The following is a 19,166-nucleotide window of genomic DNA, read 5'->3' on the forward strand; positions in this document are numbered from 1 at the left end:
CGACCGGGATAAGCGCGGTGTCGGCCGGCCCGTGGCAGTCGGTCGCTCAACCACGCAGTCGGCGCGCGGCGACGGCGAGACCGCCGAGCAGGACGACCGAGAGCGCGGCGAAGTCGGTCAGGTCCGTCAGTCCGATCTCGCCGGTCACGACCATCAGCCCGAGAAACAGCCAGATCGCGACCAGCGCGGCGAAGACGAGTGTCAACCCGCGAACCGCCGTGTCCGCCTTCGGATTCGAAGTGTAGGCCATGCCGGAACTGTGTGATTCGGTACCATAATCTTTCCGTGCAACGCAGTGTCGCCGATCCCTGCCGTCCCCGCCGCGAATCAGCCTCTACCCGCGACCGCCACGGTCGCCCCGGCGAAGAGCGCAGAGAGCGCCATCGAGACGGCGAGGAGGGTGAAGCCGGCCCGGAAGCCGAGCGTGTCGGCGACGAACCCGACCACGGCGGGCGCGACCGCACCGACGCCCATCAGCAGCGTCCGGACGAGGCCGAGGCCGCCGCCGGCCACGTCCTCCGGGAACTCCGCCGAGAGGTACGCACCCCGGATCGGTCGGAAGCCGTGACTCCCGAGGCCGAAGACGACGACTGCGGCACCGAGCGCGAGGACGCCCGCGCCGGTCAGCGCGACCAGTCCGACGAGCGCGACCGCCGCCAGCGAGAGCACCCCGACCGAGAGCGTGAGTCGCCCGAACCGATCCGACAGGCCGCCGCTGACGACCTGCACGACGCTCGCCGCGAAGAGGACGCTGTAGAGCAGTGAGCCGGTCGTCTCGGTGAGGTTCCCGGCCTCGACGAGGTACAGCGGGAGGAAGGCGACCACGCCGTTGTAGGCGAACGCGAAGGTGAGCGTCACGAGGACGAACAGCTGAAACCGCCTCTCGCGGAACGGCCCGAGATACGACCGGATCGACAGTTCGCCGACCGCGTCCCGGAGGCGCTCGTCCCGCCCGGCGCGGCGCGGGACGCGCGTCCGGAGTGCGAGCACGAGACCAAGACCGATCACGCCGCAGGCGACGAAGACGGTTCGCCAGTCGCCGAGCGAGAGCGCCGCGACGACCGCCGCCGGGGCGACCACGCCGCCGACCGTGCCGAAGGTGTCGAAGACGCCCAGCGCTCTGCCGGTCCGGTCGGGGTAGAGGCGGGTGAGCAGGCGCACCGAGACGGTCTTGTGGACGCCGGTGCCGAGGCCGACGAGGACCATCCCGACGAGGAGTAGGGGGACCGAGGCCGGCAGGAGGAAGACGGCCGCACCCGCCACGGCGAGCAGTGCCCCGACCGCGACGACCCGCACGTCGTCGAGTCGGTCGGCGAGCGCGCCGCTGGGGAACTGCATCAGCGAGTAGAGGAGCATCATCACGGCGTAGGCGACCCCGAGCAGCGTGTTCGGGACGCCGAGTTGCGTCTGGAAGGTCGGGAACAGCGCGGGGAACGCGTACCGGAGCAGTTTGGCGATCAGCCAGATTCCGCCGGTGACGACCATCGGCTCGTAGCCGACGAAGTCGGTCGCTCGACGTGACCGCCCTCCGAGCATCTGAGTGGTGTGTCTGGAGACGGTGGTGATAAAGGCGGCGTGTCGCTGGTGGGAATCGGTTGGTGATCGTGGCCGGGTAGTTGGATGTGAGTGTGACGACTACCGGCTCGGTGTTCGTATCGCAGACCGCGACAACGTCAGTACAGCAGACCGCGACCGCACCAGCACAGCAGACCGCAACCGCACCAGCAACGCGACGATTGCTAGCGCGAGGAACCGCCACCGCGACAGCACCGCACCTCACCCTCCCCAGCCTCGGCGAGGGTTCTCCGCACCGCCCACCCTCGCCTCCCTCGCACGCGTCGAAGTCGCGCGCGCCGACCGCAGGGGTGGGTCGTATCGCTTCCGATGTAAAAATATAAAACGATACGTTCGTATATTTCTCAACCTGTAACCAGCCGTAACCCACCGGGTCGAACGGCCCGACACCAGTCGAACGGGCTGGCGCGACACCTCGGCGACGGGGGGTCGCCTCGGGCGAGCCTCGTGTCGCGCACTTCGCCGGGATGCACCCGGCTCAAGCAAGCCGACGGGTTCAGGTAGGCAGTCGCGCTGAAACCGACTGGTCCACCGGGAGTTGCGTGAGTCCCCGCAAAGTCCTCGGGTGGGACTGAAAGGGGCCGACCGCTCGACCCGGCCCCGACGCACTAAGCACTGGACTGAGGGCTGGCGGCCTCGGCCGCCAGCCCGAGGGAAGCGCGCAGGAAGTCGCGGCCGGTCGAGCGGTCGGGGGCTTTCACCGCTCGTCGTCCACGACCCACCCGGCAGAACCAGCCTCACGAAACCGATTCCAAGCCACGTTCTCTCTACCCTATTCGACCACAGCCACACCCCGACAGGCAGTCGCCGACAACCCATCCGGCCACGCCGAGGTCACCGGTCGCCACGAGTCACCCGCGTCGCCGGTCCGGTACAGTCCCCGATTACTCACGGCGTACAGTTCGCCCGCCTGGTCGCCGGCGACGAACACCGGTCGAGTCACGCCCTCGCCGGTCGGCAGGCCCCGGTCGTCGAGTCGCTCCCACGACCCCGTCTCGTCCCAGTCGTCCCGCCGGTAGACGTGTGTGTCGGCCCGCGAGGCCGTGTGTGCCGCGTAGGCTCCCGACGCCGCCGAGAGCAGTACCGTGTCCGGGTCGCCGGGGTCGACGGCGACACTCCAGCAGTAGCGGTGGTCCAGGCCGGTCTGCGGGGCCGTCCAGTTCTCGCCGCCGTTCGGACTGCGAGCGAAGCCGTCGCCCCCGGCACAGTACACTGCGGCCGGGCGGTCCGGGTGGATCGCCAGACTGTGGGTGTCCCTGCGGGACCCTGGCGGGCGGTCACGCCACGTCTCCCCCCGGTCGCGGGTCGTCACCAGCGCGCCCGCTTCGACTGCGACGAACAGGTGTTCCGGATCGCGTGGATCGACTTCCAGCCACCGGACGTGGTGGGTGTGTGGCCGGGGTGGGAACGCCCACTCGCCGCTGGACGGTAGTGCAGTCAGATCGGCCGGCGTCGACTCCCACGTCTCGCCGGCGTCCGTCGAGCGGTAGACCGCACTCGGCTCCGTGCCGGCCCACAGTTCGGTCGGGTCCTGCGGGTTCTCGGCCAGCGCGGTCACGGCGTCCGACTCGATGGTGTCCGCGCCGAGGCGGGTCCACGTCTCCCCGCCGTCGGTCGATCCGAGCAGACCGTCTTCCAGCGTTCCGACCAGCAACCGCTCCGGACTACTGGCCGCGACACACTCCAGCCGACTCGACCCCGGTCGTGTCACCCGTGGTTCGTCGCCGTCCACGACGACCAGTCGGTCGTCTATGCCGGCGAATATCGTGGTCATAGGTGACGTAGTGCGTGGAGGGGCAAAAACGTCCCACCCGTTCACGCCTGCTTCGGCCCGTGGTACGTCCCCGCCGGCGCATCGACGTCCGGCGAGAGCCGGTCGCTCACCGCCGACCCGATGGCGATGCCGGGCTTGCCGGCCAGCGACGCGAGACAGAGGCCGACCGTGTAGGCGTCCCGCTGGAGCCACGCGGCGCGGGCGAACGCGGTGATCGCACCGGCCGACCACACCCTGTCGGCGAGGCGCGTCCGCCCCTCGAACAGGTAGGTCCCGACCAGCGCCTGCCGACGCACCCAGTCGGGAGAGTCGTCGTACAGATCGGCGTACTCGTCCAGGAGCTGCATCCGACCCTCGACGAGGCCGAGCGAGGAGCCGCGCGAACGTTCGCCGTCGGTCCCGCCTCCGCCGCCGTCGGCGGAGCCACGAACCACCAGCGGGTCGGCCACGAAGTCGAACTCGGTCCGCCGGGCGAGTTCGACCGTGTACGCCAGGTCGTCACCGCCGGGGCGCTCCGGAGCGGGGAAGACGGTCGAGAGTGCCGACCGCCGGAGCAACATCGTCGTCGTCTGGCAGGGGTAGAGGTCGAACGCCAGCGCACGGTGGAGAACCTCGCCGCGCGCCTCGGGGTCGGGTGTCACGACCCGACCGTCCTCGAAGCACATCCCGCAGTAGACGACGCCGACCTCGGGACGGGAGTCGAACGCCGCGACCTGTCGAGCCAGCTTCTCGGGCCGCAGTCGGTCGTCGTCGTCCAGCAGTTGGACGAACTCGCCCGACGTGGCTTCGACGCCGGCGCTCCTGGCGGCGTTCGACCCCCGGTTCTCGTCGAAGGCGAGATACCGGGCGTCGAAGTCGGCGACGACCGACTCGGCGTGGCGCTCGCCCGAGTCGTCCACGACGACCGTCTCTATCGCGGGGTAGGTCTGTGCCGCCACGCTGTCCAGCGCGGCCCGGAGACGCTCGTTCCGGAAGTGCGTCGGGATCACGACCGAGACGGTCGGTGTGTCGGTAGCCGGCGAGTCGGCGGTGTCGTGCCGGGCCGCGTCGTCACCGACAGCCCCGACTGGCGCGTCGCCGGTGTTCGGCTCGTCGTCCGGCGACGACTCGCCGACCGTGTCGGTGGGCGCGTGCGAGTCGGTCGGTCGGTCACTGTCTGCTGTCATGGCGGTCGGTGGCTGGATCACGGCGTGTCGTCGGTCGCCGGGGGTGCTCACAGAGCGTCGAGGTGACGGCTCACTCGACCGTGACGAGGCGTCTCGCGGGTTTGGTTATCTGCGACCTACCGCGCCGTCTGTCGTCTCGCTCGTGGCTGTCAGTCGCTCACTCACCGTCGCCCTCTCCACCGTCTGCCACACCCTCCGGGAGTTCGACGGTGACGGTGTAGGTTCCGGGTCCGTAGCTGTCGGTCTCGGCGTCCGCGAGCGTCTGGTTCATCGACCGGGAGAAGCCCGGACCGGATTTCTCGTAGGCGGCAAAGGTGAGTTCCACGTCGTCACAGCCCTCCGCGACCGTGAAGGTCGCCGAGGCAGTCTCGCCGTCAGGACCGAGTTCGAATCGGTCCGCGAGCACACACTCGCGCAGTTCGTCCTGCGGCGTGGCGGTCCCGTGGTCCGTCAGGCCGTCCACGTCGGTCCCGTGCGCGAACCGGAGCAGTCGGTCCTCGCTCTCGGTCTCGTCGCCGTAGAAGCCGTTGTCGGCGTGGGGGCCGAGTCGCTCGTACGGTTCGCCGCCGAGCAGGTCGAGTTGGTAGTAGGTCATGACCGGACCGACATCCGCCGCGTCGGCGACGACTGCACCGGTCTCGTTCGTGAGTGGCTGGTCCTCACTTCCACCGGACGTGACGAACCGGAACTCGCCGTCCTGCGGGTCGTCGGCGTGGAGGACAGCCCAGAGTCGCTGGCCCTCGGTGAGTTCCTCGCGGTCGAAGGTCCGACCCGGCACGTCGAACAGGTCGACAGTCGTCTCGGCTCCGTCAGCGTGCGCGACACCGATCACGTTCTCCGGACCGGCCGTCGCCGGGGGTTCGTCGTAGATCGCCACGAACGCGGGAGTCGAGCGGTTGATCGCGTCCACGACGACCGTCTCGCCGTTCGTGCGCTGATCCGGGAAGCCGACCTCCGGCGGACTCGGCTCGGGCGTGTCCTGTACCGCGACGGTGATCTCGGCGGTACCGACGTTGCCGTACTCGTCGGTCATCGTCACCCGGAAGGTCAGGAACTCCTCGGCCCCCTCGGTGAGTTCCGGCGCGACGAACTGTGCGCCGTACTCGGTGCGGTCGTCGGCCGGTTCGTCGGCGACTTTCGTCGCCTGCGGCCCCGCGATCTGTGTCGTCGTCACGTCGACTATCTCGCCACTGCGATCGAGAATATCGACGAAGATGTCGATGTCGTCTCCTTCCGTGTAGAGTTCCTCGGCGACGAACGCATCGATGTTCGGCGGTTCGCCGACCTGCACGAACGCGGTCTCGGCGACCGGTTCGCCCGCCTCGCGGTACGGGTCGTCGTCGCCGGCAGTCAGGTCGCTCACGGTCGGGGCGGGGTCGGCGGTCCCGTCACCGTCGGTGTCGCGGTAGGCGACGACCGTCGCGTTCTGACTCGCCGGGAGTTCGGTCACCGGGAACGCCACGTCGTCGGTCGTCCCGCTCGGGAGGAGGTCGCTCGTGGCGACCAGCGTCCCGTTGTCGGCGTACAGCGCGAGGAAGCCGCCGTCGCGGAGCGTCGTCGAATCGACCGTCACGAAGTCCTCCTCGATCTGGAACAGCGTCTGGTCGCGGAAGTCGATCGTCGCGTTCGGCTCGGGTTCCGGTTCGACGACGGTGACGGTCGCCGAGTCGGCGATCACCGCGCCGTTCTCGTCGGTGAACTGCTGGTCGAGTTGCCGGTTGCTCGTCAGATAGTCGAACTGGTCGTCCTCGTACAGATCGACGTGGAGCACGGCCCACAGCGTCCCGCTCTCGGTGAGATTCTCGCGGTCGAAGGTTCTTCCGGGCACGTCGAATAGATCGACGGTCGTCGGGCCGTCCTCCTCGGCGGGTGCGACCCCGACGACGTTCTCTGGACCGGCAGTTGCGGGCGACTCGTCGTAGATGGCCACGAACGCGTCCTGATAGCTCTCGATCGACTCGACCACGACCGACTCGCCGGTCGTCGTCTGGTCGGCAAAGGAGACGGTCGGCGTCTCCGGGTTGGCCGAATCGACGTTCACCGTGATCTCCTCTGAGCCGGTGTTCCCGACCCCGTCGGTGACGTTCACCCGGAAGGTGAGTCGTTCGGTGAGTGCGACGTCGGGGTCGTCCGGTCCCTCGACCTCGTCGGGCGCGACGAACTGCGCGACGAGACTGGGTTCGAAGCCGTCCGGCGGCACGTCGCGGAGTTTCTCCGCCTGCGTCCCGTCGACCTGTGTCGTGTTCACCGAGGTGACCCCGCCGTTCGCGGAGTCGACGTCGACGTAGATCGAGATCGTCTCACCCTCGCTGTACTCCTCTTCGAGGGTGAAGAGGTCGAACTGCGGTGGGTCGGTCGCTTGCTGGCTGGCTGTGCCCCCGGCGTCGAGTGGATCACCGACGGCCACGCCTGCCACGACGAGGGCGAGACAGAGGACGAGGACGGCGGCTGTTGATCGGAGCATGGGAAGTGACGACCGAGTGCTCGGCGTGGCTGCCGCCCGCAGATCGTCGGTCGGTCGACACGAAGCGAGAGAGGGGGATAGTTATCCGACTGTTACTGTCGGAAAACGCTGTCTTTATGCCTCGCTGGCCGGCGAGCAGTGTGGCGAAATCCGCGTCGGTAGTCGCTGGCTACTCTTCGTCGTCGGGCAGTTCGACGGTGACGGTGTAGGTCCCTGGCCCGTAGCTGTCGGTCTCGGCGTCCACGAGGGTCTGGTTCATCGACCGGGAGAAGCCCGGACCCGGTTTCTCGTAGGCGGCGAAGGTGAGTTCCACGTCGTCACAGCCCTCCGCGACGGTAAACGTCACCGAGGCGGTCTCCTCGTCTGCGGTCACTTCGAGCCCCGTCTCGACACAGGCGCGGAGGTCGTCGTTCGGCCACGCGGCGTCGACCAGCGTCAGGCCGTCGACGTCGTTCCCGTGGGCGAACCCGAGGAGTCGGTCCTCGTTCTCGGTCTCGTCGCCGTAGAAGCCGTTGTCGGCGTGCGGGCCGAGTCGTTGGTACGGCTCGCCGCCGACGAGGTCGAGTTGGTAGAACACCTGCGGCTCCGGCACGAACGTGAACTGTCTCTCGTCCGACACGGGGCCGTCGTCACCGACGTACGGGCCGTCGTCCGCGCCGTCGCTGGTCGCGAAGTCGAACGTCCGGTCGTCGTCCGTGTCGCGGTGGAAGACCGCGTACAGCGTCTGCGTCTCGGTGAGGGTCTCGCGGTCGAAGGTCCGGCCCGGCACGTCGAACAGCGGGAACGTCGTGCGGAACGAGGTGCCGTCCGGCGTCCCCGGCCTGACGATTCCCTCGTACGTTCCCGGCCTGATGTAGTTCGTCACGCCGATCACGTCCTCGGGACCGGCCGTCGTCGGTGGCTCGTCGTAGATTGCGACGAACCCACCCTCGGTCGAGGAGATATCCCCGAGCGTGGCGTTCCGGCCGTCGGCGTCTACCGAACGGAAATCAACCGAGGCGGTCGGGGTCGCGGGTGCCGGTTCGATCACCACGTCGATGGTCTCGGTGACGGTGTTGCCGTAGATGTCGGTGTACGTCGCCCGGAAGACGAGTGTCGTCGGCTGCTCGACCGCCGGGGCGACGAACTGTCCGCCGCCGTACCCGATAGCCCCGGGGGCTTCGTCGGAGATGCGAGTGGCGTTCGGTCCGGCGACCTGCGTGACCGGGACGCCCTCGTTAGAGATGACGTAGTTGCTCACACGTGCGGTGATAGTCACGATGCTCCCCTCGACGAAGGCGTCCGGCCCATAGGTGTCGAGGTAGGTGTCGAGATCGAGTCGCGTGTTCACGAACAGTGTGACAGCTGCCTCCTCGGTCACTGGCACGCCGTCGACTCGATACGGGTCGTCTTCGGCGGTCCCGAGATCGGTGCGGTTGCCGGCCGCCTCGGCAGTCCCGTCGCCGTCGCTATCCCGGTATGCGACGACCGTGACGTTCTGTGTCCGGTCCAAGAGATCCCGTTCGAACGCGACGTCGGTGTAGTCACCCGGTGGACTCGGGTCGGTGGTGTCGACGAGGCCGCCGTCCTCGTCGTACAGCGCGAGGAAGCCGCCGTCCGGCAGGGTGGCCGAGGCGACGCGCACCCGGTCGGAGTAGACGAAGGCGTTGACCTGCTGATCACGGATGTCGACTGTCGCCGTCTCCGCTTGGATCGTCGCGTCCCCGGAGAGACCGAGGTCCGTTAGGCCGATCGCGTGTGTACCGCCGACGGCTCCAGCAACAGGAGCGAGTACCAGGAGGAGCGTGAGTGTGACCGCGAGCGAGGCTCTGTGTGGGCGCATACCGTGACACGAGCCATCGGAGACAAAGCTAATCGGTCGTTAGTGTCGAAAGAAGTCGGGTCGGGCGAGCGACCCGGAGGTGCTCAGGCCGATTCCTCGCCGTCGGGCAGTTCCACGGTCAGCGTGTAGGTGCCGGGGCTGAAGGTGCCGGAGTCGCTCTCGACGAGCGTCTGGGTGGCACCCGGATCGAAGCCGGGACCGGGCTTCTCGTAGACCGCGAGCGTCAGCGTCTCCTCACAGCCGTCTTCGACCGTGAAGGTGATCGACGCCGTGTCGCCGTCCTGGTTGATGTGGCCGTAGGTCACACACTGCCGCAGTTCCTCGCTGGGCCACGCGGTGTCCTTCGAGGTGATGCCCTCGTCGCTGTTGCCGTGCGCGAACCGGAACAGGCGGTCCTCCTCGGCGTAGAAGTCGTTCCCGGACTCCGGGCCGAGTTGCTGGTAGGCCGAGCCAGCGACGAAGTCGAGTTGGTAGTACACCGTCTCCGGTTCCTCCGCCTCGACCGTCACCTGTGCCGTGTCGATCACCGGTCCGTCCACACCGAGGTACGGGCCGTCCACGTCTGCGCCGGTCGCCACGAAGTCGTAGACCTCGTCGCCGTCGCTGTCGAAGTGCGGCATGGCGATCAGCGTCTGCTCGCCGGCCGGCAGGCTGTCGTCGCCGAACGTCGCGCCGGGCACGTCGAACAGCGTCACCTCGACGTTCTCGTGAGTCCCGGGCGAGAGGTAGCCCGAGACGCCGACGACACTGCCGAGTGCGTCGCCGTCGAACAGGCTGTCGTTGTGGATGGCGACGAAGCCACCCTCGGACATCGTGACCGACTCGACCACGACGGTCGTCCCGTCGCTCGTCTGGTCCGCGAAGGTCACGTCCGCGCTCGGTTCCGGCGGTGCCGCGTCGTCTTCGACGGTGACGTTCACCGTGTCCGTGTCGCTGTTGCCGGCGGTGTCGGTGACGGTCAGCTCGAAGCTGACGACGGTGTCGTCGCTGACACTCGGGGCCTCGAACTCCGGCGTCGCGGTGTCGCCGTCGGTCAGCGCTCCCACGTCGGGGCCGGCGGTCTGCTCCCACGCGTAGGTCAGATCGTCACCGTCCGGGTCGCTAGAGCCGGTGCCGTCGAGTTCGACGGTGTCGTCCTCCTCGACGGTCTGGTCGTCGCCCGCGTCGGCCATCGGCGCGGCGCCGACGGTCACGTTCGCGGACTCGGTGACGGGTTCACCCTCGACCGAGTACGGGGCGTCGTCGCCGCCGAGTTCGGGGGTGCCATCACCGTCGTCGCGGTAGGGGATGACCGTCAGTTCCTGTGACTCGGTGAGCGTCGGACTCACCGGGACGGCGACGTTCTCGCTCGCGCCGACTGGCAGGAGCGCGGACGTGCCGACCAGCGCGTCCGACTCGTTGTAGACGCCGAGGAAGCCGCCGTCGGGCAGGAACACCGAGCTGATCTCGACGCTCGTGCCGTCGGTGGACTGGTCCTCGAAGACGAGGTTCAGCGTCTCACTCCCCTCGCCGGGTTCGCCGACGCCGTACTCGGTGGAGACGGTCGTCGACGCGCCCGGGTCGAGGGTGCCGAGGTCGTAGTAGAGCAGGCCGGCGCTGTCGCCGGACTCTTGGCTCACGTTGTAGAACTCGGTGTTCGGATTGGTCGTGTAGTCGTAGGGTGTCGAGAAGGCGAAGCCCCAGTCGACGAACTGGACGCGCGTCGGCTGGGTGATCGTGTTCGCCTGCCCGACGAGGGTCGGTTCGGGGACCGTGTCGTAGGTCTTCCACGAGTCGAACGCCGGGTCGTCGTACGTCACCTCGTTGGTGACGACTTCGCCCTCCAGCCAGATCGGACTGCCGTCCTGTTCTGCGACCTGGTAGTCGAACAGGAACCGCGTGTTCACGTCGTGGGCCGTGTCGTCGGTGTTCTCGACGTCCACGTCGAACCGGGCGAGTTGGCCGTCGAGCGTGATCGTCTGCGTGACGACGACGCCCTCGGGCAGGGTCCACTCGGTGACGATGGTGTTCTCGTCGACGGCGGTCGGGCGCTGGGTCACGTACGGATCCATCGACTCGCTCGCGCCGAAGATGTCGGCACTGGTGTAGTTCGTCCCGTCCACCTGCACCGTCAGGTACGAGGTGCCGGGGAAGCCGGAGCCGAACAGCAGGTCGGCGTTCTCACCCTCCAGTTCGGTCTGGAGGGTGAACGTCCCGACGTCGACCGAGCCGTTGTTCACGTAGAGCACCAGGTCGTCGTTCGAGACGTTCAGGCCGGTGAACGGCTCCGGCGAGACGTCGAGTGGTTCCGGGTTGGTCTGTACCGCGCTGGACTGTACTGTCGCGGGACCGGTGAGTGGCTCACCGTCCGCGTTCGCGGGAGCCGCGACCACGCCTGCCGTGGCTCCGGCCGTGAGGAGACCGAGGCAGACGAATGCGACGAGTACCCCGCGCAGCGTCTGAAAGGATGTATCGTGTGTCATTGTGGTTGGTACTCCCCCGTCGGCCTGCCTCCCGTGGTGACCGCCGCCGGACTACCGCGACGATCACGAGCGACCGCCGCGACACCCCGCCGGCCGTCGGCCCACCCGACTGCAGTGCCGGCCGGCTGGCTACCAGCCATCCTGTTTCCGACCCAACTGGATTGTTATGGACGGACTACCGGGGGCTCACGCCCGCACTACGGGCTGTAGGCTCGATAGCACCGGCACCGACCGGGACGCCAGCGCCGGCCGCCAAGCGAGCAGGATCGCGGGCCCGGCGACACGGGATCGGATAAGCAGACCTTTCGGGCGACGCCGAGCCGATCAGAAGTCGCGTCGCTCGCCCGGCAATCGATCGATTAGCTCGACTGGCGGAGCACTGAACGAGTCGTGTGTGAAATGAAAAGTGCCGTTCTCAGTCGTCGCTCGGAGCCTTCGCGGGCTTCCGCCGGTCGGAACGCGGCCCCTCCATCTCCACGTCGGGGAGCAGATCACGCAGGTAACGACCGGTGTAGGAGTCCTCGCTCCGGGCGACCGCCTCGGGGGTGCCGGTGGCGACGACCTGGCCGCCGGCCTCGCCGCCCTCGGGCCCGAGGTCCAGCACGTTGTCCGCGTTCTTCACCAGGTCCAGTTCGTGTTCGATGACGACGACCGTGTTCCCGTTGTCGGTCAGGCGGTGGAGCACGTCGATCAGCTTTCGCTCGTCTTCCTTGTGGAGGCCGGTCGTCGGTTCGTCCAGCAGGTAGAGCGTGTTGCCCGAATCCTTCTTGCCGAGTTCCTCCGCGAGTTTGACGCGCTGGGCCTCCCCGCCAGAGAGCGTCGTGGAGGGCTGGCCGAGTTGCATGTAGCCGAGTCCCACGTCCTTCAGCAGTTTGAGTCGACGGCGGATCTGTGAGTTCGACTCGAAGAAGTCGTGGGCCTCGTCGACCTCCATCTGGAGCACGTCGGCGATGGTCTTCCCTTTGTACGTCACGTCCAGCGTCTCGTCGTTGTACCGGTCGCCGTCACACTCCTCACACGGGACGTACACGTCCGAGAGGAAGTTCATCTCGATCTTCACCGTGCCCTGCCCGCCACACTCCTCACACCGGCCGCCCTTGACGTTGAACGAGAAGCGCCCCTTCTTGTAGCCGCGCTGTTTCGAGAGCTTCGTCTCGGCGAACAGTTCCCGGACGTAGTCGAAGACGCCGGTGTAGGTCGCCGGGTTCGACCGCGGCGTCCGGCCGATGGGCGACTGGTCGATGAGCCGGACGGTCTCGATCTCCGCTATTCCTTCGATGGCGTCGTGCTCGCCCGGATCGACCGACGTGTTGTCGTTCATCTCGCGGGCGAGTCCCTTGTAGAGGATGTCGTGCATCAGCGTCGACTTGCCCGACCCGGAGACGCCCGTGATGGCGGTGAACTGCCCCAGCGGGAGCGACACGTCCAGATCCTTCAGGTTGTGTTGGCGCGCGCCGAGGATGCGGAGTTCGCCGTCCGCCTCCCGGCGCTCTTCGGGCACCGGAATCTCCTTGCGACCCGAGAGGTAGTCGGCCGTCACCGAGTCGTCGCTGGCGACGATCTCGTCGAAGTCGCCGTGGGCGACGATCTCGCCGCCGCGCCGACCGGGACCGGGGCCCATGTCGATCACGTTGTCCGCCCGGCGCATCGTCTCCTCGTCGTGTTCGACGACGAGCAGGGTGTTGCCGAGGTCTCGCAGGCCTTCGAGGGTGTTCAGCAGGCGGTCGTTGTCGCGCTGGTGCAGTCCAATCGAGGGTTCGTCCAGCACGTACAACACGCCGACCAGCCCGGAACCGACCTGCGTGGCGAGGCGGATTCGCTGACTCTCGCCACCCGAGAGGGTGGAGGCCTCCCGGTCGAGCGTGAGGTAGTCCAGCCCGACCTCACACATGAAGCCGAGGCGGGCGCGAATCTCCTTCAGAATCTCCTCGGCGATGGTCCGTTCCCTGTCCGTGAGGTCGGCTTCCATCTCCTCGAAGTGCTCTAAGGCGTCGCCGATGGACAGTTGGTTGACCTCGGTGATCGAGGTGCCGTCCACGAGGACGGAACGGGACTGTGGCTTGAGGCGCGTGCCCTCACAGTCGGGGCAGGTCGTGACGGCCATGTACTCCTCGATGTGCTCGCGGGTGCCCTTCGAGTCCGTCTCGACGTGCCGGCGTTCGAGGTTCGGGATGACGCCCTCGAACCGCTTGGTCTTCCGGCGCGTCCCGTTCTTCGTCTGGCGGGTGAACTCCACCTGTCGGTCGGTGCCGTAGAGGAACTGCCGCTGGACGTCGTCGGCCAGTTCGTCCCACGGCGTCGAGACCGAGACGCCGAAGTGTTCGGCGACGTTGTCGATGCGGGTCCGGTAGTACGATCGGTTGTAGCTCCACGCCTCGAAGACGTGTTTCAGGGGCTTGGTGGGGTCGGTGACGACGAGGTCCTCGTCGACCTCCTTCGTCTCGCCGATGCCCTCACACTCCGGGCAGGCCCCGTGGGGGCTGTTGAACGAGAACGACCGTGTCTCGATCTCCGAGAAGTCGATGCCGCAGTGCGTGCAGGCGAGTTCCTCGGAGAACTCGACGACGAGACGCTCGTCGTCGTCGCCCGCGAGGTCGCCGGTCGCGCGGGCTTCGGTGCCGAGGTGGAACCCTTCCGGCGGGTCGGGGAGGATGACCTTCAGCACGCCGTCCGCTTCTTCGAGGGCGGTCTCCACGGAGTCGGTGATCCGTGATCTGGCTTCGACGCTGACCTTCACGCGGTCGACGACCACGTCGACGGTGTGGTCGTAGTTCTCGTCCAGATCGGGTTTGTCGACGGTCAGGTCGTACTCCTCGCCGTCGACCTCGACGCGGGAGTAGCCCTCGCTCACGAGGTCGTCGAACAGGTCCTCGAAGGCCCCCTTCTGGTCGCGGACGACCGGCGCGGCGATCTTGGCGCGGGTGCCCTCCGGGAGTTCGAGGATGCGCGTCACCATCTGCTGGGCGGACTGCTCGCCGACCTCGCGGCCGCACTCGGGGCAGTGCGGCGTCCCGACGCGGGCGTACAGCAGGCGCAAGTAGTCGTGGAGTTCGGTGACGGTCCCGACCGTCGAGCGGGGGTTGTTGGCGGCGTTCTTCTGGTCGATGGAGATGGCCGGCGAGAGCCCCTCGACCGACTCGACCTGCGGTTTGTCCATCTGCCCGAGGAAGTTCCGGGCGTACGCGGACAGCGACTCGATGTACCGGCGCTGGCCCTCGGCGTAGACGGTCTCGAACGCGAGCGAGGATTTGCCCGACCCCGACAGCCCCGTGACGACGTTGAACTTCTCCCGTGGGATTCGCACGTCGAGGTCCTTGAGGTTGTGTTCCTCGGCACCTCGAACCTCGATGTAGTCCTTGCTCATCTGAAGCGTGCTATGGGCGGTAGCTCCGAATACCCATCGGTTCCGGTACCGCGTCGAGAAGAGACCGCGCGGCGACCGTGCTCAGGACAGCTTCTGTCGGGCGATGTTGATGCCGGTCGGGGTGATGATGAGCTGGTCGTCACCCTTCTGGACGATGTCGCCGTCCACCTCGGCGGCGACCTGCTGGAGTTCGTCGATGATGTGCTCGGCGGTGGAGTCCTGCGTCCGCAGGCGCGTGATGTCCGCGATGACGAAGTCGCCGTCATAGACGGCGTCCTTGATGGCGATCACGTCGCGCTGGTCGCCGATCTCCGCGATGTGTACCTGCATCCCCGCTTCCCCCCGGGCGGTGTCGAAGTCGTCGAGGTCGAGTTCGACGTAGTCCTCAGTGGAGTGGTTCTCTCCGTTACTGAGGATTTTGCTCATAATTCCCATAGCAACGATACCGGGCAGTGGGACATTAGTTCTTACGTCAGACGGAGGGATGACACCGGCTGTGGGCGGTTCTGTCGAGGCGGTGCCTTCGTCTCTCGGGATCACGCACAGAAGCGCTCGCCGCCCGGATAGAGCTCCTGTTGTACACTCACGAGTCGCGTCTCCTCCGGCGAGACGAGGTACCGGGTCTCGGTGGCCGCCCCGTCCACGGCGTCGGTCGGGTCGTCCGACGGGCCGCAGGCGAACTCCATGCTGTACCCGACCTGGACCGACACGAGCACGCCGGACTCGGTTCGGTTCACGACCGAGTAGGTCGCCGGTCGCAGGATGCCGAAACTGAGGTCCGTCAGGTCCTCCCAGTCGCTCGTCTCGGCGCTGATGCGCTGCTTCTCGGCCGCGATGGCGCGCTCGCCCGCCGTGGCGTTCGAGAGTTGCACCGTCGGCGTGGGTGAACTGGTCGGGGGCGCCGTCGTCTGTGACTGAGTGGGCGTCGGGGTCGTCTCCGATTGGGTGGGCGTCGCCGGCGGGCCGCCGGCACAACCGGCGATCAACACCAGGAGACAGAGGAGCAACGACAGTCCGGAGCGGTGCATCGATCGGTCGGTCTTCGCTCGGGAGTAAATCTCTTCTGGGCCACCCGCACCGTCACCGGCCTCGCTACGACCGGGGCACCACTCGCTTCCGGGGCCCGTCGAACAGACTCTCCAGTCCGACACCCAACCGGTCGTCGGTGATCGCCATGCTCTCGGCCTGCTCCGCCGTGCCGGTGATCGCCCGCACCGCGTCCACGTTCTCCGGGATCACGTCCGATTCCTGGTGGATCGACTGGAACAGGTACAGATCACGCCCCTCCATCGAGATGGAGCGCTCCCAGATGCAGTTCTCCCAGAGGTCCCCGCGCGGCCGACCGGTGTCCATGGCGAACTCCTTCAGTTTCCCCGTGCCGTCGATACGGGCCACTTCCGGGACGACGAACAGGCGCGGTTCCTCGCTGAGCAGGCGGCGGACCTCCTCGGCGTCTGGCGCGGACTCCAGCGTGACGTTGACGCTGTGGAGGTGCATCAGGGTCGCCGGGACCTTCACGCCGAGGGTGTCGATTGCCAGATCGGGGAAGATGGTCTGCACGTCCGGGCCGTGGTGAGACGGAATCTCGACCGGGTCGGGGAGGATGTCGTTGATCGGGCCGCGTGAGGTCTGGCCGGGGTCGCCGCCCCGCCGGACGAGCGTGACGCGCGCCTTCTCGACGCCGTACTCCTCGCGGAGCGGTGCGAGCAGGCGGGAGAGTCCGGTCGTGTTGCAGGAGACGACGCGGACGAACTGGGCACCCTCGGCGTCGTCGTAGTTCGCACGGGCGACGAAACTCGTGTCGGCGACGTCGGCGTCCTCACCCCCTTGAAAGATCGCCGGTGTGTCGTACCGGTCGTACAGTTCGCGGTTGGCCGCACCGATGCCGGAGGGCGTCGTATCCACGACCACGTTGCTCTTGATGACGAGGTCTTCCACGTCGCCCGCGAGATCGACACCGGCGTCGTGGAATCGGTCGGCTCTGTCGGGGATCGCGGCGTACAGCGGGTAGCCCTTGCGGACGGCGGCCTCTGCCTCGTAGTTCGGTCGGGTCTTGGCGACGCCGGCTAAGGTCATGTCGGGTTGCGCCTCCACCGCGTCGGCGACGCGTTTCCCGATCGTGCCGTAGCCGTTGACGCCTACCTGTAACATACGACCGACTCTGCGGACCACCCCGATAATACTTTCGGGCGATCAGAAAAGAAATTAACTACCCCACGAGTAAGCACCTCGTTGATTCGCCGTCGTCGTCTGTGGATTTTTCTCGACGGTGGCAGTTCGAGTGTGGCTTAGAGCGATCACGTCGGGCGAGCGACCTGACCGTCGAGTAAGAAGAACTAACGCACCCCGTCACGAAGCGAGCGACATGAGCGACCCGACACGCCGGGAGGCGGCCGAGACGGCCGTCCGGCAGTGTATGAACCTCGCCGACGACGAGTCCTGTGTCGTCGTCACGGACGACGAACGCGTCGACATCGGCGAGGCGTTGTACGAGGTGGCGAGCGAGATCACCGACGACGCCGTGATCGCCCGCTACCCGCCGGGCGACCAGCACGGCGAGGAACCGCCGGGACCGGTCGCGGCCGCGATGGCCGGGGCCGACGTGGTGCTCGCGCCGACGACCAAGAGCCTGAGCCACACCCGAGCACGGGGCCGGGCGAACGAGGCCGGTGCCCGCGTCGCCACCCTGCCGGGCATCACCGAGGAGGTGTTCCTGACGGGACTGGACGCCGACTACGAGACCATCGCGGCCCACTGCGAGTCGGTCCGCGAGCAGGTGGCTGGAGCCGAGGAGATCCGCGTCACGACCGAGGCGGGCACCGACATCACCTTCGAACCGGGCGACCGCGAGTGGCTGATGGACACCGGCATCGTCCACGAACCGGGGCAGATGTCGAACCTCCCGGCCGGCGAGACGTTCGTCAGTCCCGAGACGGCGAACGGGACCTTCGTCGTCGACGGGACGATGATGCCCCACGGCCTGCTGGACGCGGGACAGGAACTCCGCTTCGAGGTCGAAGACGGCTCCGTCACGCACGTCTCGGACGACGCGATCCGAGGGCAGATCGAGGACGCCGCCGAGGAAGTCGGTCGGGACGCCTACAACCTCGCGGAACTGGGTATCGGCACGAACGTCGGTGTGACCGAACTCGTGGGATCGGTCCTGCTGGACGAGAAAGCCGCCGGCACGATCCACATCGCCATCGGGGACGACGCCGGCATCGGCGGCGACACCGACGCCCCCCTGCATCTGGACGGCATCGTCCGCGACCCGACCGTCACCGCAGACGGCACCCCGGTCGACCTCCCACAGCCGTAATGCTCGGTGCCAGCGACGTGGAGAACCGGATCGCCCGCCACCAGCGCCGCTTCGAGGAGCGCGAGCAACTGTTCGCGGACGACCGCATCGACGACGCCGGCGTCCCGCAGTACCACGCCCGCCAGCACTCTGTCTGCCGGACACTCGGCAGTGACCACCTCGTCCTGCGGGAGGTGCCCGTCGCCCGCGTCTGGTGGAAGCGGTCGGCGCTCCACGCGCGGGACAGCGTGATCGAGTCCCGGAAGCGCCGGGTCGCCGGGAAGGACCCCGACTGGCCGACCGAACCGCAACTGTGTCAGAACGGTCTCCACGCGGCTACCGTCTCCCGGCGCGAGGAGGTCCAGTCGGAACTGGCCGAGACGGCCCGCGAGATGGATTCGAGTTACCTGCTGGCGTTCGACAGCGCTCTGCTCCGGACGAAGTACTTCCGCGCCCGGTTCACGGCCGCGCTGGTGACCGACGACGACGAGTGGCGCTGGCTCAGAAAGTACCGGTCGCTGGTCGCGGAGTTACCCGACGAGAAGCGCCCGTACTTCGAGCGCCGGACGAAGGTGTTCGCGGGCATCGCCAACCGGAACACGGCGACGGTGGAGGCGGGCATCGCGGACTTTCTGGACCTTCATCGCCGGGGGTTCGAGGGCGGGCCGGAGGACCCACGCGAGTTGGTGAATCTGCCGGCGACGTCGCTGACTCTCTTGGCGCGTGATCGCGGACTGGACGTGTCTGTGGACGCGCCGTTCGTGCCGGACTGCGCTTTTGCGGAATGATGTTTTGATGCATCTGGTTTCGGCTGGTTCGTTCGAGGTTCGAGAGCGACTGTAGTCACGGTCGTCGCGGCGACAGCATACCAGACTTTGGGAGCGCTCGGAGCCGCGACCGCGACGAATACCGCACTGCAGACCGCGACCGCGACGAATACCGCACCGCAAGCCGTGACCGCGATAGCAACCGCGACGACACCGCAGGCCGCAACCGCGACAGCAACGCTACTCGATCCGGGACAACCGGAACATTCGACCGCAGACCGCGACAGCACCAGCACCGCGACAGCACCAGCACCGCACCTCGTCCTCCCCAGCCTCGAATCGCTCTCCACACCGCCCGCGATTCTCCCTCGCGCGCGTCAGTCGCACGCGCCGAATTCTGTGTCGAGTCGGACGATTCGGGATACCTGTCGCTCGGCGCACTGGCATCGCAGAAGAAAGGTCGCGCGTCTGCGG

At 67.6% G+C, this 19,166-nt stretch carries 13 protein-coding genes; 2 read left to right on the plus strand and 11 right to left on the minus strand.

Annotated features, from left to right (window positions below; translation table 11 throughout):
- Nucleotides 1-46 precede the first annotated feature (46 nt).
- The 11 genes from LI337_RS11840 to LI337_RS11890 form a co-directional block, all read right to left on the minus strand.
- Nucleotides 47-250 carry a hypothetical protein gene (locus LI337_RS11840; RefSeq protein WP_227230049.1) on the minus strand — a complete coding sequence of 68 codons (204 nt, stop codon included), beginning with the start codon at nucleotides 248-250 and terminating at the stop codon, nucleotides 47-49.
- Nucleotides 251-327: 77 nt separating this feature from the next.
- On the minus strand, nucleotides 328-1,536 hold the full coding sequence (locus LI337_RS11845; RefSeq protein WP_227230050.1) for an MFS transporter: 1,209 nt from the start codon (nucleotides 1,534-1,536) through the stop codon (nucleotides 328-330).
- Nucleotides 1,537-2,347: 811 nt separating this feature from the next.
- On the minus strand, nucleotides 2,348-3,349 hold the full coding sequence (locus LI337_RS11850; protein WP_227230051.1) for a WD40/YVTN/BNR-like repeat-containing protein: 1,002 nt from the start codon (nucleotides 3,347-3,349) through the stop codon (nucleotides 2,348-2,350).
- Between the two features lie 41 nt (nucleotides 3,350-3,390).
- Nucleotides 3,391-4,515, minus strand: coding sequence for a glycosyltransferase family 2 protein (locus tag LI337_RS11855; RefSeq protein ID WP_227230052.1), 1,125 nt, complete (start codon nucleotides 4,513-4,515; stop codon nucleotides 3,391-3,393).
- A gap of 157 nt (nucleotides 4,516-4,672) precedes the next feature.
- Nucleotides 4,673-6,979 carry a DUF7282 domain-containing protein gene (locus tag LI337_RS11860; protein WP_227230053.1) on the minus strand — a complete coding sequence of 769 codons (2,307 nt, stop codon included), beginning with the start codon at nucleotides 6,977-6,979 and terminating at the stop codon, nucleotides 4,673-4,675.
- Between the two features lie 169 nt (nucleotides 6,980-7,148).
- Entirely contained in the window at nucleotides 7,149-8,801 is a 1,653-nt protein-coding gene (locus tag LI337_RS11865) for a DUF7282 domain-containing protein (RefSeq protein ID WP_227230054.1), read from the minus strand.
- Between the two features lie 83 nt (nucleotides 8,802-8,884).
- On the minus strand, nucleotides 8,885-11,263 hold the full coding sequence (locus tag LI337_RS11870; protein WP_227230055.1) for a DUF7282 domain-containing protein: 2,379 nt from the start codon (nucleotides 11,261-11,263) through the stop codon (nucleotides 8,885-8,887).
- Between the two features lie 415 nt (nucleotides 11,264-11,678).
- Nucleotides 11,679-14,627, minus strand: a complete 2,949-nt coding sequence (gene uvrA / locus LI337_RS11875; RefSeq protein ID WP_227230056.1) for an excinuclease ABC subunit UvrA — start codon at nucleotides 14,625-14,627, stop codon at nucleotides 11,679-11,681.
- Nucleotides 14,628-14,708: 81 nt separating this feature from the next.
- Nucleotides 14,709-15,062 (minus strand): cell division protein SepF, encoded by a 354-nt coding sequence (locus LI337_RS11880; protein ID WP_227230057.1) that lies wholly within the window; start codon nucleotides 15,060-15,062, stop codon nucleotides 14,709-14,711.
- 101 nt (nucleotides 15,063-15,163) lie between these two features.
- Entirely contained in the window at nucleotides 15,164-15,655 is a 492-nt protein-coding gene (locus LI337_RS11885; protein WP_227230058.1) for a hypothetical protein, read from the minus strand.
- A gap of 64 nt (nucleotides 15,656-15,719) precedes the next feature.
- Nucleotides 15,720-16,778, minus strand: a complete 1,059-nt coding sequence (locus tag LI337_RS11890; protein WP_227230059.1) for a type II glyceraldehyde-3-phosphate dehydrogenase — start codon at nucleotides 16,776-16,778, stop codon at nucleotides 15,720-15,722.
- Nucleotides 16,779-16,992: 214 nt separating this feature from the next.
- On the opposite strand from LI337_RS11890, the gene LI337_RS11895 reads away from it, so the two are divergent.
- Both LI337_RS11895 and LI337_RS11900 read left to right on the plus strand, forming a co-directional pair.
- Nucleotides 16,993-17,946 (plus strand): aminopeptidase, encoded by a 954-nt coding sequence (locus LI337_RS11895; RefSeq protein ID WP_227230060.1) that lies wholly within the window; start codon nucleotides 16,993-16,995, stop codon nucleotides 17,944-17,946.
- On the plus strand, nucleotides 17,946-18,713 hold the full coding sequence (locus LI337_RS11900; protein WP_227230061.1) for an Imm49 family immunity protein: 768 nt from the start codon (nucleotides 17,946-17,948) through the stop codon (nucleotides 18,711-18,713). The genes LI337_RS11895 and LI337_RS11900 overlap by 1 nt, the downstream gene beginning before the upstream one ends.
- Nucleotides 18,714-19,166 lie beyond the last annotated feature (453 nt).

Origin of the sequence: Salinirubrum litoreum, from assembly GCF_020567425.1 — an archaeon.
GTDB classification, from domain to species: Archaea; Halobacteriota; Halobacteria; order Halobacteriales; family Haloferacaceae; genus Salinirubrum; species Salinirubrum litoreum.

What these genes read in the sequence shown, in the direction of transcription:
- LI337_RS11840 (WP_227230049.1), bottom strand. Translation starts at nt 250, where the DNA reads ATGGCCTACACTTCGAATCCGAAGGCGGACACGGCGGTTCGCGGGTTG.
- LI337_RS11845 (WP_227230050.1), bottom strand. Translation starts at nt 1,536, where the DNA reads ATGCTCGGAGGGCGGTCACGTCGAGCGACCGACTTCGTCGGCTACGAG.
- LI337_RS11850 (WP_227230051.1), bottom strand. Translation starts at nt 3,349, where the DNA reads ATGACCACGATATTCGCCGGCATAGACGACCGACTGGTCGTCGTGGAC.
- LI337_RS11855 (WP_227230052.1), bottom strand. Translation starts at nt 4,515, where the DNA reads ATGACAGCAGACAGTGACCGACCGACCGACTCGCACGCGCCCACCGAC.
- LI337_RS11860 (WP_227230053.1), bottom strand. Translation starts at nt 6,979, where the DNA reads ATGCTCCGATCAACAGCCGCCGTCCTCGTCCTCTGTCTCGCCCTCGTC.
- LI337_RS11865 (WP_227230054.1), bottom strand. Translation starts at nt 8,801, where the DNA reads ATGCGCCCACACAGAGCCTCGCTCGCGGTCACACTCACGCTCCTCCTG.
- LI337_RS11870 (WP_227230055.1), bottom strand. Translation starts at nt 11,263, where the DNA reads ATGACACACGATACATCCTTTCAGACGCTGCGCGGGGTACTCGTCGCA.
- uvrA (WP_227230056.1), bottom strand. Translation starts at nt 14,627, where the DNA reads ATGAGCAAGGACTACATCGAGGTTCGAGGTGCCGAGGAACACAACCTC.
- LI337_RS11880 (WP_227230057.1), bottom strand. Translation starts at nt 15,062, where the DNA reads ATGGGAATTATGAGCAAAATCCTCAGTAACGGAGAGAACCACTCCACT.
- LI337_RS11885 (WP_227230058.1), bottom strand. Translation starts at nt 15,655, where the DNA reads ATGCACCGCTCCGGACTGTCGTTGCTCCTCTGTCTCCTGGTGTTGATC.
- LI337_RS11890 (WP_227230059.1), bottom strand. Translation starts at nt 16,778, where the DNA reads ATGTTACAGGTAGGCGTCAACGGCTACGGCACGATCGGGAAACGCGTC.
- LI337_RS11895 (WP_227230060.1), top strand. Translation starts at nt 16,993, where the DNA reads ATGAGCGACCCGACACGCCGGGAGGCGGCCGAGACGGCCGTCCGGCAG.
- LI337_RS11900 (WP_227230061.1), top strand. Translation starts at nt 17,946, where the DNA reads ATGCTCGGTGCCAGCGACGTGGAGAACCGGATCGCCCGCCACCAGCGC.